This window comes from Streptomyces sp. NPDC088923 (assembly GCF_044749745.1).
GTDB lineage: Bacteria > Actinomycetota > Actinomycetes > Streptomycetales > Streptomycetaceae > Streptomyces.
In genome coordinates this window covers 262300-276165 of record NZ_JBIVIO010000001.1, presented here as the reverse complement: position 1 = coordinate 276165, position 13866 = coordinate 262300, and the positions used below count along the sequence as shown (strand labels likewise).

Here is a 13866-nt window from a genome sequence, read left to right as displayed (position 1 = left end):
CGTTGGCGGGGCGGCATGCGGTCGCGTTGGCGGGGCGGCATGCGGTCGCGGCTCCGGCCCTGCCGCGCGTGCGCGGTCCTCGTACGGAGCCGGCCGCCTGCGACAAGGGCGGGGCGAGCGCGACAGCGGACGCAGAACGCGACAGCGGACCCCGAAGACGGAGACGGAGACGGAACCGCGGAACGCGAACGCGGGGCCGCGAACCAGCCGCAGCCCCTCTCCGCCCTTCGCGCCTCCGCGCGCCTCCTCCCCTCCTCCGCGCGCCTCCTCCCTCCTCCCCTCCCCCCTCCCGCCCGCTCCCCTCCCCGTCCGTCAGGCGGTACGGGCCCCGCGCGCCCCCGGAGCGGTGGTTTCGGCGGCCCTCCCCGTCTCGCGGAGGATCAGGAGCCCGGTGCAGGCGATCAACGCCGCGGTCAGGCCGTGGATGCCGAACGCGGCGGCGGAGGAGCCGTGGTGGGTCAGGACGTTGATCATGTCGCCGAACGGGGCGACAGCCTCCATCAGCAGCACCCAGCCCAGCGCGCGGCGGTGTCGCGTCACCAGCAGGATGCCGAGAACAAGGCCCATCGACACCTCGCGGATGCCCTTCATGACGAGGAAGCCGTCGCCGTCGCCGGCGGGCCAGTGCGGCAGGCCGACGCCCGGGGTGGACGTCTCGGGGGTCAGGACGAAGGACAACCCGAGGTAGAGGACGAACAGGGCGCCGACGGTGGCCAGGGCGGTGTTGACGTGCTTGAGCGACATGACAGTTCTCCTCCGGGTCGCGGCGCGGGGTGGGGCCGCGACCGGTAAGGCGACCGGCCGCGGCGGGCGTGTCACGCGTCGATCCGCTCGAAGACGTGCGGGTAGGACACGACGTCGTCGGGGAAGTCGGCGGCCAGTCGCTGGAACTCCGGGCCGGCGAGCGCGGCGGCCAGGGCAGCGGTCGATTCCCAGACCGCGATGTTCAGGAGCAACCGGCTGCCCGCCGTCCCCTTGTGCATCCGCAGCGAGACGAACCCCGGCTGCGCCTTCATGAACTCCGCCTGCCTCCGGAAGAGCGCCAGGAACGCCTCGCCGCGCTCCGGCGGAACGACGAAGGTGTTGGCGAGGACCACCTGTCCCGTCTCCTGCGCGAACTGCGCGAACATCGGCGTCTTCGGGTCCAGACTCCGTATCTCAGCCATCCTGCGACTCCCTTGTCCCCCACGTCGGATGACGGCGACCAAGCCGCGCCAACAGGCGTTGGCCAACGTGTGTTGGCCACGCTAGAGCCGTGCACCTGGACTGTCAACACGCGTTGGCCTATGTTTGTTGGCATGACCGGCACCACCGAGAACCAGCAGGCCGCGCGCCGTTCCGACGCCACCCGCGCCGCGATCCTCGCCGCGGCCCGCGAGCGGTTCGCGGAGGACGGCTACGAGAAGGCGACGATCCGGGCCATCGCGCGCGACGCGAAGATCGACCCCTCGATGGTGATGCGCTACTACGGCAACAAGGCGGGCCTCTTCGCCGCGGCCGTCACGATCGACCCGGACCTGCTGGGCCTCGACCTCGGACCCCACGAGGAGATCGGCCGCACCCTGGTGCGCCACTTCCTCACCCTGTGGGAGGAGAACGGCGAACTCACCGCACTGATGCGCGTCGGCGCCACCGACCCGCACGCCGCCGAACGCATGCAGACCGTGCTGCGCGACCAACTGCTGCCCCTGGCCCGCCGCCTGGGCCGTGACCCCGCCGAGGCCCAAACACGCGCGGCCCTGTGCGCCTCGACCATGCTGGGCCTCGCCCTGACCCGCTACGTCCTCCGCTTCCCGGCCAGCATGTCCCTCACCCCCGACCAGATCGTCTCCTGGCTGGGCCCCACCCTCCAGCGCTACCTCACGGCCCCCGAGCCCTGAGCCCCCCCTCCCGGCGCGACGCCGGACAGGAGCGGCACGGCAGAGACGGCAGGGCAGGGCAGGGCAGGGCAGCACAGACGGCACGGCAGGGGCATGCCGCCGCGCCCCGCTTCACGCGCCCCGGCCGCCGGGCGCCGCCTCGCCGTTCGGCAGCGGCTGGGCCGCCCGCTTCACAGCCCCAACTGCCGGACTAGACCTCGCCGTTCGACGATGGCCAGGTGATGAGGTCCAGGGCGCCCGGTGCGGGGAGGGCCGCCCGGGACGGGCCCGCGCGGAAGGACTCCAGGAGGTAGGCGACGAGGCGGCGCGAGGCCGCGCGGTCGGCAGGGGCGGCGGCGACGAGGCCGCCGTGGGCGAGGAGCAGCATCGAGAAGTCGGCCGGGTGGAAGTCGGGGCGGAGGGCTCCGGCCGCCTGCGCGCGGGCGACGAGGCGGCCGAAGTCCTGAGCGGCCCGCGCGCGAGCCGCGCCGGTGTGCGCCCGGGCGGTGTCCGGGAAGGCTCGTACGAACGCCTCCGGGAAGCCGCGCTCCTCCGCCTGGAGCGCGCACACCGTCTCGACGAGGCGCTGGAAACCGCGCCAGGGGTCGGGATCTGCCACCGCCTCGTCGAGGACTCGCGCGCACGTGTCCATCTGCTCCGCGAAAGCGGCCCGTACGAGGTCGTCGCGCGTCGGGAACCGCCGGTAGAGCGTGGCCACGCCGACCCCTGCCCGCCGCGCGACAGTCGCCATCGGCGCGTCGAGGCCGCGCTCGGCGAAGACCTCCCGGGCGGCGGCGAGAAGACGGGCGCGGTTGCGGAGGGCGTCGGCGCGCAGGGGCGGGGCAGGGGGCGCGGCGGGAGGGGCGGGTCGAGCGGGGGGCGCGGCAGGGTCGACGGGTGGGACGGGGGGCGCGACGTGGGCCCGGGACGGGTACGCCTTTTCGGAGCGCATCCGAGAGGAATCGGTCGGCACTGTTTCTCACTCCCGCTCGAAGTGGACGGTTTCGTCCGCTTGCCAGCCTACGCTCGGCCGGGCGGGGGCGGACGAGGAGAGGTGTGCGTGATCATGAAGGCTGTGCTCTACGACCGCTACGGCGGCCCCGAGGTGCTGTACGTCGGCGACGTGCCCCGTCCGGAACCCAAGGCCGGCGAAGTGCTCGTGCGCGTCCGGGCGTTCAGCGTCAACGGGGGTGAGCTGGCGGGACGTGCCGGACGGGTGCGGCTCGTCACGGGACGGAAGTTCCCGCAGCGCGTCGGGCTCGACTTCACCGGCGAGGTCGCCGCGCTCGGCCCCGGGACGAGCGGCTTCGCCCCGGGCGACCGCGTCTGGGGCGTCCTGGGCCGTACCTCCGGTTTCGGCAGCGCGGCGGAGTACGTCAGGACGACGCCCGCGCGCCTCGGCAAAGTCCCCGACGGGCTCGATCTCGTGGCCGCCGCCGCGCTCCCCGTCGGCACGACCGCCGTGACCGCGCTGCGCGACAAGGCCCGGCTGAAGCCCGGCGAACGGCTCCTCGTGCGCGGCGCGGCGGGCGGCGTGGGCAATGTCGCCGTCCAGCTGGGCGCCGCTCTCGGCGCCGAGGTGACGGCCCTGGCGCGCGGCGCGAACCTGGACTTCGTCCGGGGCCTGGGCGCGACCCACGCCTACGACCACCGCACCGTGTCCCCCGCGGAGCTGGGCCTGTACGACGTCGTCCTCGACACCGCCGGCACCGAACTCCGCACGTTCCGACGCCTGCTGGCCCCCGGCGGTCGCATGGTGACGATCGCCTTCGACCTCGCCCACCCCCTCGCCTCCCTCGGGTGCGTCGCCGCCAGCGCCGTGCACGGCCGCCGCCGCGTCCGCTTCTTCAGCGGCAACCCGAAACGTGCCCTGTTCGACGAGGTCGCACGGCTCGTCTCCACCGGGGCCCTCCACCCCGAGGTGGAGAAGGTCTTCCCGCTGGAGGAGACCGGGGAGGCCCACCGGGCGCTGGAGGCGGGAGGCGTTCGGGGCAAGTACGTAGTGCGGGTGGACGCGGAGGGGTAGAGCTGAGCGAGGACGTTCCCCAGCCCGGGAGGTACTCGTGTCGGTTCCCGCCCTGACCCCGCCCTGCGCACTCGTCGAACTGTGGGCCGTACGCCACGGTGAGAGCACCGCGAACGCCGTGTACGCCGATCCCGCGACGGCGGACCGCACCGAGCCGCTGCCGGGACTCGACCGGGACGTGCCCCTCTCGGAACGGGGCATCGCCCAGGCGACCGCGCTCGGCGGCTGGCTCGCCGAGCGTGCCCCCGGGCTGCTCGTCATCTCCTCCCCGTACCTGCGGGCCCGTGAGACATGGCGTCTCATGGCCGAGGCCGCCGGACTCCCCGCCGACGACGCCCTCGTCGACGACCGCCTGCGCGACCGCGAACAGGGCATCTTCGCCCTTCACCCGCCCGCCGCACTCCGCACCCGCGACCCGCGCGAGGCAGAACGGCGCGAGCGCGTCGGCACCTGGTACTACCGTCCGCCGGGCGGCGAGGCACTCACCGACGTCACGGTCCGCGTGGGCCAGTTCCTCACCGAACTGTCGCGCGCCGCGACGGGACGGCGCGTACTCCTCGTGGCACACGACGCGGTCGTGGTCGCGGTACGCCAGTACTTCGGCGGCATCGGCTACCCAACCCCGGACCACCTCCCACCCGTCCCCAACGCCTCGGTATCGCGGTGGGTGACGGAAGCAGGCCGACTGAGCCTGGCCGAGTGGGGCGAGGTGGGGCACTTGCCGGGGTGACTTCGCGGGGGGCGGGGGGCGAGGACCAGCGCGGGCAGGGGCGAGGGGGCGAGGGCCCGCGCAGGCTGGGGGTGAGGGGGCGAGGGCCAGCGCGGGCTGGGGGCGAGGATCAGCGCGGGCAGGGGCGAGGCGGCGAGGGCCCGCGCAGGCAGGGGTGAGGACCAGCGCGGGCAGGGGTGAGGCGGCGAGGGCCAGCGCAGGCTGGGGGCGAGAGGGCGAGGGCCAGCGCGGGCAGGGGTGAGGCGGCGAGGGCCCGCGCAGGCTGGGGTAGAGCAGGAGGGTAGGGGGCTTCGACGGCATGAGGGCGAGGGCCAGGGGGCAGGGAGCGGGGGCGGGAGGGAGGGCAGGCGCGGGGGAGCGAGGGGGAGGGCGGGCACGAGGGCACGGTGCCACGAGGGCATGAGGGCGAGGGCCAGGGTCAGGGGGCAGGGGGCGAGGGCGGGCACGGGACGACGAGGGCCAGGGGAAGGGACGAAGGGCGGGCAGGGGCAAGGGCGGTAGAGGGTCGGGGAGTACGGGCGTACGGGGGCGGGAGACTGCGCGGGTCCCCCGTACGGGTGCTAAGCGGGGTCTTCGCGCACGGGCGGCCGAATCGATGGGAAGAACCGCCCCATGCGGAGCTTGGGCGGGTCGGGGCAGTGGCTGAGGCCGCTGGCTACCGTGCTGCTCGGCCTCTGCTGCGTACTCGCCGGCCCGGCGGGAGGCGCGGGGGCCAATCCCGGGAGCGTGGAGATCGCCCCCGGGAACGTGGGCCCCGCCGAGAGCGCGTGCGCCTCCCCCCGGGGCCCGGCGGCCTCCGGAGATGCTGGCTCGGCCGGAGGCGCAGGGGCCACCCCCGATGGCTTGGGCTCCGCCGGGAGCGCGAGTCGCGCCGGAGGCACGAATCCCACGGGAAGCGCCGGTCCCACCGGGAGCACGGGACCCACCGGGAGCGCGGGTCCCACCGAGGGCGCGGGACCCACCGGAAGTGTGGGCTCCGCAGGAAGCGCAGGCTCCGCCGGAAGTGCGGGCCCCGCCGGAAGCGCAGGCCCCGCCGGGAGTGCGGGCTCCGCCGGGAGTGCGGGCTCCGCCGGAAACGCAGGCTCCGCCGGAAGCGCAGGCTCCGCCGGAAGCGCAGGGGGCTCCCTCGCCGAGGTCGAGGCGGGCGCGCCCGTCGAGGAGACCGCCGCCGAGGGCGCCGCCGCCGCTCGGCCCCGCACGCCCAAGTCCCGCGCCGGACGCTGTCCCGCCCCCGTACCGGAGAAGCCCGTCCTCGCGCAGGCCCCTCCCGCCCCCGCCAATCACCCCGCTCCCCCACACGTCGTCCTGCGCTGCTGAGACTCCCGCTCCACCCACTCAGCACGCCCCGTACGACTCACCAGCACCACCAGGGAGCACCCCCATGCCCTTCGACCGTGACGCGGCCCTCTACGCCCTGCTCCGCGCCGAGGCGCGCCGCCGTACTGATCACCGCGACGACGACCGCGCCCGGGCCCAGGCCCCTGAGCCCGCCCCCGCGTCCAAGGCCGAACCCAAGCCGGACCCCGCACCCAAGCCGGACCCCGCCTCCGAGCCCGAGCCCGCATCCGAGCCCGAGCCGGGACCCGAGCCCGTAAGGAAGGAGCCAGCCTCCGCCCCGGCCCCGCCCCCTTCGCCCCGTCCGGCCGCTCAGTCGGAGATCCGCTCCAGCCACTCCCCCATGAGCTGACGCTCCGCCGTCGACAGCCCTGTGATCCCGTCGAGCCCGGCTCGGAGCGCGCGCGCCGCCCCGGCCGGGCCCGCTGGGCTCGCGAAGGCGGGGGCCTCGGTGGTCACCGCGGCGACGAGTGCCTCGCGCGAAGCGGTCAGCAACTCCTCGTCGCGGCGGCCCTCCGCGAGCACCGTGAGGACCGTGCCACGACCGGAGGCGTGAACGAGATCGGTGGCGAGGCGCTCGCCGACGCGCAGCCGCCCCGCCGCGGCGAGCCTGCGTATGCGGCGCGTGAGGTGTTCCTCGGCGGCCGTGAGGGCGGGCGACCCGGGTGGCGTGGTGCCCGGGTCCGCGTACATGAGGGAGTAGAGCGCAGGGTGCGCGAGGCCGAAGTCGACGTGCAGGTCCCACCCGGCCCGCAGGTCGTCGACCGGGTCTTCCACATGCCCCTGCGCCTCTTTCTCGCTCAGGTACGCGCCGAGCCCTTCGTCCGCGACGGCACGCAGCAGACCGTCCTTGTCACCGAAGAGCCGGTAGATCGCCGGAGCCTGGACGCCCGCGCGCGCCGCGACGGCCCGTGTCGTCATCGCTTCCCTGCCGCTCTCCTCCAGGAGCTCCGTGGCAGCCGCCACGATCCGCTCCCGCAGTCCCTCCACAGCCGCCACCGGTCCCTCCTTCGTCCGTACGCACGCGGTGCGTCCTCATGCCCGCCCTCACACAGTATCACCGTTATCGCCAAATTGGTAACGCGGGAAGTATCGGTGTTACAGTGAATGCGTTAGCGACGATATCGACTTCAGGAGGACACCCATGATCATCGTGACCGGAGCCACGGGGCAGCTCGGCCGCCCGCTCGTCGAACAGCTGCTGCGCCGCGTTCCCGCCGAGCGCGTCGGGGTCAGCGTGCGCAGCCCCGAGAAGGTCGCGGACCTCGCGGCGCAGGGCGTACGGGTGCGGCGCGGGGACTTCACCGAAGCCGAGAGCCTCGCGCATTCCTTCGAAGGCGCGAGTCAGCTCCTGCTCGTATCGGTGGACGCCACGGGTCCCGAGGCCGTCGCGCGGCACGCGGCGGCGCTCGAAGCGGCGCGCGCGGCCGGCGTGGAGCGCGTGCTTTACACGAGCCACCAGGGCGCCTCTCCCACCTCTCCCTTCCCGCCCATGCCCGACCACGCCGCGACCGAGGAACTGCTCGCCGCGAGCGGCATCGCGTACACCTCGCTGCGTAACGGCTTCTACGCCTCCACCACGCTCCAGCTCCTCGGCGACGCGCTGAACAGCGGGAAGCTCTACGCGCCCGAGGACGGCCCGGTCTCCTGGACCACGCACGCCGATCTCGCCGAGGCGGCGGCCGTGATCCTGGCCGCCGGGGAGCGCGGCGAGGCGCCGTTCGACGGCCCGACCCCGGCTCTCACCGGGCCCGAGGCCCTCGACCTCGCCGACGTGGCACGGATCGCGGGGGAGGTCACCGGGCGCCCGGTCGAGCGAATCGTCGTGCCCGACGACCAGTGGCGGGACCAGCTCGTCGGGCACGGGGTGCCGGAGCCACAGGCGGACCTGTTGCTCGGCCTCTTCCGGGCGAGCCGCGCGAGGGAGTTCGCCGAGACGGGGCCCGCGCTCGGCGAGTTGCTCGGGCGTGAACCGCGTGACCTGCGCGGTTTTCTGACGGAAAGCCTGTGAAGGGGGCGTGAACACGCGGGGTGACAACTCGGTCCGTACGGGATACGTGCACGAAACGTAGGGGAATCGGTCGCGGCGGGCCGTAAACCGCCCGCTCGGCTGCGCCTCGGGGACGCGGCCCGGTAGGCTTTCCGTGTGATCTTCAAGCGCATCGGAAACGGCCGGCCGTACCCCGATCACGGCCGGGAAAGCACCCGGCAGTGGGCGGACGTCGCACCGCGTCCGGTCCGCCTCGACCAGCTCGTCACCACCAAGGGGCAGCTGGACCTGGAGACCCTTCTCGCCGAGGACTCCACCTTCTACGGCGACCTCTTCGCGCACGTCGTGAAGTGGCGGGGCGACCTCTACCTGGAGGACGGCCTTCACCGCGCGGTCCGGGCGGCGCTCCAGCAGCGACAGGTGCTGCACGCGCGCGTGCTGGAGATGGACTGAGGGGTCAGAGGGCACGCCGGGCCGGATGCTCTGGCGGGGCTTTCGGCAGCACGGAAAATTTCCCGGTGGGCCGCACGCGAGGCTTACCGGCGGGCGGCACACGGGACTTCCCGGCGGGCGGCACAGGGGACTTCCCGGCGGGCGGCACGAGCGACTCCTCGATGGACGGCACACGGGACTTCCCGGCGGGCGGCACGCTGAGGGGCAGGTGGCAACCGCGGCTTCCCGGCAGGTAGTCCGCGCGCAGCCTGCTGACCGCACGCGGACTGCCGCCAGGGGCCACGCGGGGCACGGGCGGCTGCCGCACTGCACTTCCGGCAGGCGGCAGGCCTGAGCGCCGGGCGGACGGCGGGGCGGCACACGACCCTCTCGCCGGCAGACGGCGCACGCGGCTTCCCGACGGAGCCATACCGAATACCGTCAGACGGCGCGCCACCCCTCAGCCAGGTAGGTATCCCGCCGAGCTTCAGCAGGCGGCACGCCCCCCGGGCGACGGCCCGCGGCACAGCAACATCCAGTTGGCGCCGCATGCTCAGCACCCAGCAGCCGACGCCAGGCGGTGTCAGCACCGGGCAACCGACGCCATGCGGTCAGCACCCAGTCCGCGCCCCCGCTTGACACCCGACACCGCCCCGGACAGGTCCTCCGCACCCAGCACCCAGCACCCAGCACCCAGCACCCAGCACCCAGCACAACCCTGACACCCCCGACACCCACCCTGACAACCGGCACCCACCCCGCACCGAGACCTGGCCCCACGCCCGCGTCCAGCACCCGAACCCTGCACCCCGCGCCCCACACCCCGCACCGCCCACCACCGCGGTTTCCGCTCGGCCGTTCGGGTCGCTCCGCGTGATCTGCACCCAAGTGGATGATCATTAAGTAGGCATGGCCCGCAGGCAGCACTACGCTGCGTGTATGAGCATGCTCACACCTCCCGGCATGGGCGGCAAGTACCGCATCACGGGGGACAAGTACCCCCATATGCGTCGCCCCCGCAAACGCGGCAGGCTCGTGGCGGTGATCGTCGCCTCGGCCGCCGTCCTCGGTCTGCTCGGCTGGGGTTCGCTCCAGCTCTTCGACGTGTTCTCCGGCGGCGGCAAGGCGACGGCTGCGGCCGGACCGAAGCACTGTGCCCGCCCCTCGGCCGAGCCCGCGCGAGTGACGAAGCTGCCCGCGCCGAAATCGGTCAAGGTCAACGTCCTCAACGCGACGACCCGGTCGGGGCTCGCCAAGGAGACGGCGGACGAGCTGAAGAAGCGGGGCTTCACGATCGGCGAGGTCGGCAACGCGCCGGCGGCGTACGACAAGAAGGTGAAGACGGCGGGGCTGCTGATCGGGCCGAAGAGCGCGACGGACAGTTCGCTGAAGGTCCTCGGAACGCAGTTCGCCGGGGCCGGGACGCGGACCGACGGGCGGAAGGGGGCGACACTGGATCTCGTGATCGGGGACGGCTTCACGAAGCTCACCACTCCGCGGGTGGCCGAGAAGTCGCTTGCCGCTTTGCAGCGGGGGCCGACTGCCGCGGCGAAGCCCACGTGTTGAGGGGCGGGGTTTGGCGGGGCGGGCCGACGGGACCCTCGGGGCCGAGGCGGCCCCTGGCCCCGGCGGGGCGGCCCCTCGGGCCGACGGGGCCGGGGCGCTAGCGCGGGGCGGCCGGATTGTTGGTCGCCCCTCGCCGGGCTCGCCGCACCGGGCTCCGCCCCGGGCCCTGCGGTTCAGCCGCCGGAGGGGCTGCTAGTCACCCCTCTGGTAGAGGGGTGCTTGTCACTCCTCTGGTAGAGGGGTGCTTGTCACTCCTCTACTCAGCCGCCCCGTACATGCGGTCCCCCGCGTCGCCGAGGCCGGGGACGATGTAGCCGTTCTCGTTGAGGTGCTGGTCGACCGAGGCGGTGACGACGGTGACCGGGGTGCCGGCGAGTTCGCGTTCCATGATCTCGACGCCCTCGGGCGCGGCGAGGAGGACGACGGCCGTCACGTCGTCGGCGCCGCGCGCGATGAGCTCCTTGATCGCGGCGACCAGGGTGCCGCCGGTGGCGAGCATCGGGTCGAGTACGTAGACCTGGCGGCCCGAGAGGTCCTCGGGCATGCGGGTCGCGTACGTCGAGGCCTGGAGGGTCTCCTCGTTGCGGACCATGCCGAGGAAGCCGACCTCGGCGGTGGGCAGCAGCCGGACCATGCCGTCGAGCATGCCGAGCCCGGCGCGCAGGATCGGGACGACCATCGGGCGCGGGTACGAGAGCTTCACGCCGGTGGTCCTGGCCACGGGGGTGTCCAGGTCGACCTGGTCCGTGCGCACGTCCCGCGTGGCCTCGTAGGCGAGCAGGGTGACCAGCTCGTCGGCGAGGCGCCGGAAGGTGGCCGAGTCGGTGCGCTTGTCGCGCAGCGTGGTGAGCTTGTGCGCCACCAGGGGGTGGTCGACGACGTGAATCCGCATCTCACCACAGTAACCGGACGCCCCCGTGCCCCCCGACCGGCATCAAAGCCCCCAGCCCGGGGAACCGAAGGGACACATGGGCGCGGGCTGCCCACCGGGGCGGAGGACGGTGACGGACGGCATGACGGAGGCGACGGTACGTGACGGAGAGGAGCCGCGTCGCGGGCGGGGCACCCCCAACGGCACCCCCGACGGCGGAACGGGACTCCCCGAGCCGCGCGCAGAAGACACGCCCGTACCCCCGCCGTACCACCGGCCCCCGCCGGACCCCACACCCCCGCCGGCCCCCGTACCTCCCCCCGACCTGGAACGGCGCCGCCGCCGGGCGGAGTTCCTGCGCGATCTGAAGGAGGCCCGCGAGCTGCGCGAACGGGTCCAACCGCGCCGGGCCCGTGCAGCGCGAATGCGGCGCCAGCAACTGCGGATGCGGAGCTTCCGGTGGTGACGGGACGACCACGGCCCGGTCCCCCCACAGTCACCGACACCCCCGCCCACACCAGCACCAGCCCCAGCACCCCCACCCGCCCCAGCACCAGGCCCAGCACCCGCACCCACCCCCGCGAGGACGCGGCCGGCACCTGCCCCCGTCCCGCCCGCACCACTCCTCCCTCCCCCGCTTCCCTCCCCCACCGCCCCTCTCCCGCTGCCCCCTCCCCCACCGCCCCTTTCCCCCATCCGCGTCCCCCGGACCACCCCAATGCCGACCCCGTTTCGGCGCGGCCCCTGTTCCTCGGGTGGGCGGGCGGCGCAGACTCGGTGGCGGAGTCGAGGCGGGGTGCGGACACAGCGGCGGGAACGCTTCACCCGGCGACCGCGCTTCTGCCACGATTCCGATGAAGGGGACGGGGACTTCGCACCGCCCTCCGCCCCCGGCCTCAGCCGGGCGACCGGCACCCTCAGAACCAGTGGGAGAGTCACGGTGTACTTCACCGCACTGCTCGCGCGCACCGAAGACGGGTGGGAAGCGAGCGACACGGAGCTGGACGATGTGGAGACCCTGTCCGACCTGACCGATCTGGCCAGGGAGTACGCGGAGAGGACCGGTGCCGAGGACGACACCGTGCTCGTCTACGTGGAGCAGGAGGAGGGGGCCTGGTTCGGCCTCGTCCGGGTCGACGGGGAGGACGATCCCCGCGTCTATGTCTCCGCCGCGCAGGCGGCTGCCCGCAGTTCGTACGGGGAGATCCTCCTCACCGATGAACTGCTCGGCCGCGAACCGACCGACGCCGACCCCTCGACCGACCTGGACGCCCTGGACCTCGACGGCACCGAGGAGGGCGACCCCGACCAAGAGGAGGACGCGGACCGCGAGGAGTACGCCTCCACGTCCGCCGACTCCGTACCCCCGGGCCCGGTGGGCGACGCGGAGATCCTCGCCGACCTGGGCATGGCCCCCGCCGACCTGCTGACGGTCGACGAATCCGACCCGCTCTCCGCGATCGGCGAAGCCCTCGGCATCGGCGAACTGGCGGACGCGGTGCGCTGACCCCGGCCCCACGCCACCACCGCACCACCGCACGGCCACCACACCACCGCACCACCGCACGGCCACCACACCACCGCGCATCACCGCATCACCGCATCACCGCATCACCACCGCGCCGCCGTACGGGCCCCCTCGTACGGCGGCGCTACGGTACGTGCCATGCAGCCCGAGGTACGTGCCGTGCACCCCGATCCCGTACGAGACCCCTGGCGGTCCGCGATGCGCGCGGCCCTCGCCGAGGCCGCCGAGGCGGCCCGCGCCGGGGAGATCCCGGTGGGCGCGCTCGTGCTCGACGCGTCCGGTACGGAGCTTGCGCGGGCCCGCAACGAACGCGAGGCGACGCACGACCCCACGGCGCACGCCGAGGTCCTCGCGCTGCGCCGCGCCGCCGCCGTACGGGGCGAATGGCGCCTGACCGGCTGCACGCTCGTCGTGACGCTGGAGCCCTGCCCGATGTGCGCGGGCGCGCTCGCGCAGTCGCGCGTCGAGCGGGTCGTCTACGGGGCGCGCGACCCGAAGGCGGGCGCGGCGGGCTCGCAGTGGGATCTGCTCCGCGACCGCCGCCTCAACCACCGCGCCGAGGTGATCGAGGGAGTCCTCGCCCCCGACTCCACAGCCCTCCTGGACGCCTTCTTCACCGCCACCCGCTGAGCCGTCCCCCGGCCGGTCCCCAACCGATTTCGAACCACGGCCCCTCATGGGCTAGAGTCTGTCTCGGTAGCGTGTCCGAGCGGCCGAAGGAGCTCGCCTCGAAAGCGAGTGTGGCGTAACCCGTCACCGTGGGTTCAAATCCCACCGCTACCGCAGGTAGACGAAGGGCCCGGTCCGCAGTAGACCGGGCCCTTCGTGCTGCTCCGTCTCAGTTCCCGTCTCAGTTGGGTCCCAAGACAGCTCTGCCGCTGCCCTGCAATGACGCGCTCACGGCATCAATCAGGGTGCTATGCGCGCTTGCTAGTGCAGGTCTCCTGCGCTCCTCACGAGCCCGCCATCCAGCTCGGGTCTCCTCAGTCGCTGTCATGATGCCGTCGGCCCACTCGTGTATCTCGTCGTTGTAGTCCTCGATCAACTGCCAGAGTTCACGTGCCGCCTGATGCACCTGTGGTGGCCCCAGCAGACGGACTGGGAAGTAAGTCGCCCGGATCTCGTTCACGCTGCTGTTGTAGGCACTCCAGATGTCGGCTGATGCCTCGACCTCAAGATCGAACATCCGTGTGACGTTAGATGCGGCCATGATGAACCTGTCGTACGCCTCAAGCACGAGGACCGCCGCGCGCTTCCTCTCGTCTCTCAACCAGTGGTCATGCTGAGCACGCTCCTGCGTTCGCGCCTGTTCGACCGTCGCCCGGGCCGTGGTCTCAGCGCCAATCCGCGCTCCACGGACCGCGGCCAGACCTCCCACAGCGGCGCCCGCAATTGCCCCGAGTAGGCCGACACCTGCTGTCACTAACGCCACGGTTCCTTCATCCATGGCAGCAGGATGCAAGCCCGGAGCGCGGGCCTGCACGGAGTTTGGCGGCTTGGGCCGCGATCCCGTCAGGAACCGCGGCCCA

Annotated in this window: 16 protein-coding genes and 1 tRNA gene; 11 read left to right on the top strand and 6 right to left on the bottom strand. The window is 73.5% G+C overall.

Annotated elements, in window-relative coordinates; genetic code table 11:
- Nucleotides 1-312: 312 nt before the first annotated feature.
- Entirely contained in the window at nucleotides 313-744 is a 432-nt protein-coding gene (locus tag ACIP4O_RS01400) for a DUF4267 domain-containing protein (protein ID WP_401570125.1), read from the bottom strand.
- A gap of 71 nt (nucleotides 745-815) precedes the next feature.
- Nucleotides 816-1166, bottom strand: coding sequence for an antibiotic biosynthesis monooxygenase family protein (locus tag ACIP4O_RS01395; protein ID WP_401570123.1), 351 nt, complete (start codon nucleotides 1164-1166; stop codon nucleotides 816-818).
- A gap of 132 nt (nucleotides 1167-1298) precedes the next feature.
- Here ACIP4O_RS01395 and ACIP4O_RS01390 point away from each other — a divergent pair, with 132 nt between their 5' ends.
- Nucleotides 1299-1880, top strand: a complete 582-nt coding sequence (locus tag ACIP4O_RS01390) for a TetR family transcriptional regulator (RefSeq protein WP_401570120.1) — start codon at nucleotides 1299-1301, stop codon at nucleotides 1878-1880.
- A 190-nt stretch (nucleotides 1881-2070) separates the two neighbouring features.
- On the opposite strand, the gene ACIP4O_RS01385 is transcribed toward ACIP4O_RS01390, so the two are convergent.
- Nucleotides 2071-2811, bottom strand: a complete 741-nt coding sequence (locus tag ACIP4O_RS01385) for a TetR/AcrR family transcriptional regulator (RefSeq protein WP_401570118.1) — start codon at nucleotides 2809-2811, stop codon at nucleotides 2071-2073.
- Between the two features lie 114 nt (nucleotides 2812-2925).
- On the opposite strand from ACIP4O_RS01385, the gene ACIP4O_RS01380 reads away from it, so the two are divergent.
- The 3 genes from ACIP4O_RS01380 (at nucleotide 2926) to ACIP4O_RS01370 (ending at nucleotide 6302) form a co-directional block, all read left to right on the top strand.
- Nucleotides 2926-3885, top strand: coding sequence for an NAD(P)-dependent alcohol dehydrogenase (locus tag ACIP4O_RS01380; RefSeq protein ID WP_401573756.1), 960 nt, complete (start codon nucleotides 2926-2928; stop codon nucleotides 3883-3885).
- 37 nt (nucleotides 3886-3922) lie between these two features.
- Complete coding sequence (locus tag ACIP4O_RS01375) at nucleotides 3923-4615, top strand: histidine phosphatase family protein (RefSeq protein ID WP_401570116.1); 693 nt, start codon at nucleotides 3923-3925, stop codon at nucleotides 4613-4615.
- Between the two features lie 1381 nt (nucleotides 4616-5996).
- Entirely contained in the window at nucleotides 5997-6302 is a 306-nt protein-coding gene (locus ACIP4O_RS01370) for a hypothetical protein (protein ID WP_401570114.1), read from the top strand.
- Here the strand turns inward: ACIP4O_RS01370 and ACIP4O_RS01365 are convergent.
- Entirely contained in the window at nucleotides 6263-6940 is a 678-nt protein-coding gene (locus ACIP4O_RS01365) for a helix-turn-helix domain-containing protein (RefSeq protein ID WP_361326777.1), read from the bottom strand. The two genes, ACIP4O_RS01370 and ACIP4O_RS01365, sit on opposite strands and share 40 nt — an antisense overlap.
- 154 nt (nucleotides 6941-7094) lie before the next feature.
- Here ACIP4O_RS01365 and ACIP4O_RS01360 point away from each other — a divergent pair, with 154 nt between their 5' ends.
- The 3 genes from ACIP4O_RS01360 (at nucleotide 7095) to ACIP4O_RS01350 (ending at nucleotide 9938) form a co-directional block, all read left to right on the top strand.
- On the top strand, nucleotides 7095-7961 hold the full coding sequence (locus tag ACIP4O_RS01360) for an NAD(P)H-binding protein (RefSeq protein ID WP_401570111.1): 867 nt from the start codon (nucleotides 7095-7097) through the stop codon (nucleotides 7959-7961).
- A gap of 135 nt (nucleotides 7962-8096) precedes the next feature.
- Nucleotides 8097-8393, top strand: coding sequence for a type II toxin-antitoxin system VapB family antitoxin (locus ACIP4O_RS01355; protein ID WP_009067182.1), 297 nt, complete (start codon nucleotides 8097-8099; stop codon nucleotides 8391-8393).
- A 924-nt stretch (nucleotides 8394-9317) separates the two neighbouring features.
- The gene (locus ACIP4O_RS01350) at nucleotides 9318-9938 is read left to right on the top strand and encodes a LytR C-terminal domain-containing protein (RefSeq protein WP_361326774.1); all 621 of its coding nucleotides are present in this window, start codon (nucleotides 9318-9320) and stop codon (nucleotides 9936-9938) included.
- A gap of 256 nt (nucleotides 9939-10194) precedes the next feature.
- Here the strand turns inward: ACIP4O_RS01350 and upp are convergent, their stop codons facing one another.
- Complete coding sequence (gene upp / locus ACIP4O_RS01345; protein ID WP_007824873.1) at nucleotides 10195-10830, bottom strand: uracil phosphoribosyltransferase; 636 nt, start codon at nucleotides 10828-10830, stop codon at nucleotides 10195-10197.
- Nucleotides 10831-10939: 109 nt separating this feature from the next.
- Between upp and ACIP4O_RS01340 the strand changes: the two genes are divergently transcribed.
- The 4 genes from ACIP4O_RS01340 to ACIP4O_RS01325 all read left to right on the top strand — a co-directional run bounded on the left by ACIP4O_RS01340 (nucleotide 10940) and on the right by ACIP4O_RS01325 (nucleotide 13120).
- Nucleotides 10940-11275: a hypothetical protein gene (locus tag ACIP4O_RS01340; protein ID WP_401570109.1), complete on the top strand. Its 336-nt coding sequence runs from the start codon at nucleotides 10940-10942 to the stop codon at nucleotides 11273-11275.
- A gap of 474 nt (nucleotides 11276-11749) precedes the next feature.
- Entirely contained in the window at nucleotides 11750-12316 is a 567-nt protein-coding gene (locus tag ACIP4O_RS01335) for a hypothetical protein (protein WP_401570106.1), read from the top strand.
- A 159-nt stretch (nucleotides 12317-12475) separates the two neighbouring features.
- Nucleotides 12476-12967 carry a nucleoside deaminase gene (locus ACIP4O_RS01330; RefSeq protein WP_401570103.1) on the top strand — a complete coding sequence of 164 codons (492 nt, stop codon included), beginning with the start codon at nucleotides 12476-12478 and terminating at the stop codon, nucleotides 12965-12967.
- Nucleotides 12968-13032: 65 nt separating this feature from the next.
- A tRNA-Ser gene (locus ACIP4O_RS01325) sits at nucleotides 13033-13120 on the top strand.
- 67 nt (nucleotides 13121-13187) lie between these two features.
- Here the strand turns inward: ACIP4O_RS01325 and ACIP4O_RS01320 are convergent.
- Nucleotides 13188-13784 carry a hypothetical protein gene (locus ACIP4O_RS01320; protein ID WP_401570100.1) on the bottom strand — a complete coding sequence of 199 codons (597 nt, stop codon included), beginning with the start codon at nucleotides 13782-13784 and terminating at the stop codon, nucleotides 13188-13190.
- Nucleotides 13785-13866: the final 82 nt, after the last annotated feature.

Excerpts from the sequence above, each read along its gene's own strand:
- ACIP4O_RS01400 (WP_401570125.1), bottom strand. The coding sequence starts at position 744 with ATGTCGCTCAAGCACGTCAACACCGCCCTGGCCACCGTCGGCGCCCTG.
- ACIP4O_RS01395 (WP_401570123.1), bottom strand. The coding sequence starts at position 1,166 with ATGGCTGAGATACGGAGTCTGGACCCGAAGACGCCGATGTTCGCGCAG.
- ACIP4O_RS01390 (WP_401570120.1), top strand. The coding sequence starts at position 1,299 with ATGACCGGCACCACCGAGAACCAGCAGGCCGCGCGCCGTTCCGACGCC.
- ACIP4O_RS01385 (WP_401570118.1), bottom strand. The coding sequence starts at position 2,811 with ATGCGCTCCGAAAAGGCGTACCCGTCCCGGGCCCACGTCGCGCCCCCC.
- ACIP4O_RS01380 (WP_401573756.1), top strand. The coding sequence starts at position 2,926 with ATGAAGGCTGTGCTCTACGACCGCTACGGCGGCCCCGAGGTGCTGTAC.
- ACIP4O_RS01370 (WP_401570114.1), top strand. The coding sequence starts at position 5,997 with ATGCCCTTCGACCGTGACGCGGCCCTCTACGCCCTGCTCCGCGCCGAG.
- ACIP4O_RS01360 (WP_401570111.1), top strand. The coding sequence starts at position 7,095 with ATGATCATCGTGACCGGAGCCACGGGGCAGCTCGGCCGCCCGCTCGTC.
- ACIP4O_RS01350 (WP_361326774.1), top strand. The coding sequence starts at position 9,318 with ATGCTCACACCTCCCGGCATGGGCGGCAAGTACCGCATCACGGGGGAC.
- upp (WP_007824873.1), bottom strand. The coding sequence starts at position 10,830 with ATGCGGATTCACGTCGTCGACCACCCCCTGGTGGCGCACAAGCTCACC.
- ACIP4O_RS01330 (WP_401570103.1), top strand. The coding sequence starts at position 12,476 with ATGCAGCCCGAGGTACGTGCCGTGCACCCCGATCCCGTACGAGACCCC.
- ACIP4O_RS01320 (WP_401570100.1), bottom strand. The coding sequence starts at position 13,784 with ATGGATGAAGGAACCGTGGCGTTAGTGACAGCAGGTGTCGGCCTACTC.